1 protein-coding gene is annotated in these 1,131 nt (G+C 79.3%); it reads left to right on the plus strand.

All coding sequences use genetic code 11. The features are described from left to right. Positions 1 to 12 precede the first annotated feature (12 nt). Positions 13 to 1,131, plus strand: a 1,119-nt coding sequence (locus tag G3I53_RS12635; RefSeq protein WP_239063837.1) for a tetratricopeptide repeat protein, incomplete at its 3' end; no start/stop codon positions are given.

Raw genomic sequence — 1,131 nt, forward strand, 5'->3', positions numbered from 1 at the left:
GGGGCCGACGGCTTGCCCGACCCCGGGGATGCCCCCGCCACCCGCCGTATCGCGGCCCTGCGGCGCTTCGCCGCCGCCGGGCGGCGGGCGCGGGGGGTGCGCGTGGCGTCCTGTGCCGTGCTGCTGGCGGTCGCCATGACCGCCGGGGCCGTCGCCGTCGGGGGCCGGCCGGACGGGACGCGGGCCGGGGCGGACGCCGCGCCCGCTGCCGGGGCGCTCTCCCCCGGACTGCTCACCGGGGGCGACCTCGACGCGGGGATCCGTTCCCTCCGGGCTCATCTGCGGGCCCAGCCACGGGACCACCGCTCGTGGGCCACCCTCGGCCTCGCCCACGTCGAGCAGGCGCGGACCACGGGCGACCCCTCGCACTATCCGCGGGCCGAACGGGCCCTCACCCGCTCGCTCGCTCTCGCCCCCGGCAACGAACCGGCCCTGGCCGGACGCGCCGCGCTCGCCGCCGCCCGGCACGACTTCACGGGTGCCCTGCGGTACGCGGACCGGGCCCTGGAGCAGAACCCGTTCAGCGAGCGGGCCCTGTGCTCCCGGGTGGACGCCCTGGTCGAGCTCGGCCGGTACGACGAGGCCGCCGAGGCCGCCACCACCGCGGACGCCCGGCGTCCCGGGGTGCCGGTCTTCACGCGGTACGCGTACGTCCACGAACTGCGCGGCGACACCGCGACCGCCCGCACTGTGCTGGAGCGGGCCCTGGCCGGCGCGGCGTCGCGCGCGGACGTGGCGTACGTGGCGACCGCGCTCGGCCAACTGGCCTGGAACCAGGGCGATTACGACCGGTCCCTGCGTCACTTCGCCCGCGCCCTGGCCGCCGACGACACCCACCTCCCCGCGCTGGAGGGCCGGGCCAGGGCACTGGCGGCGAGCGGTGACCGGGCGGGCGCCATCAGCACCCTGGAGGCGGTCGTCGCGCGCTCCCCGCTGCCCGGTCCGCTGGTCGCCCTCGGTGAGCTGTACGAGGTCCGCGGCGCCGACGGCGACCGGGCGCGGGCCCGGGAGCAGTACGCCCTGGTGGACGCCTGGACCGCGCTCGCGCGTGCGGGCGGCGTCCACGCCGACCTGGACACCGCGCTGGCCGCCGCCGACCACGGCGACGCCGGTGAGGCGTTGCGCTCCGCC

It is taken from the genome of Streptomyces sp. SID14436 (assembly GCF_010548465.1).
GTDB lineage: Bacteria > Actinomycetota > Actinomycetes > Streptomycetales > Streptomycetaceae > Streptomyces.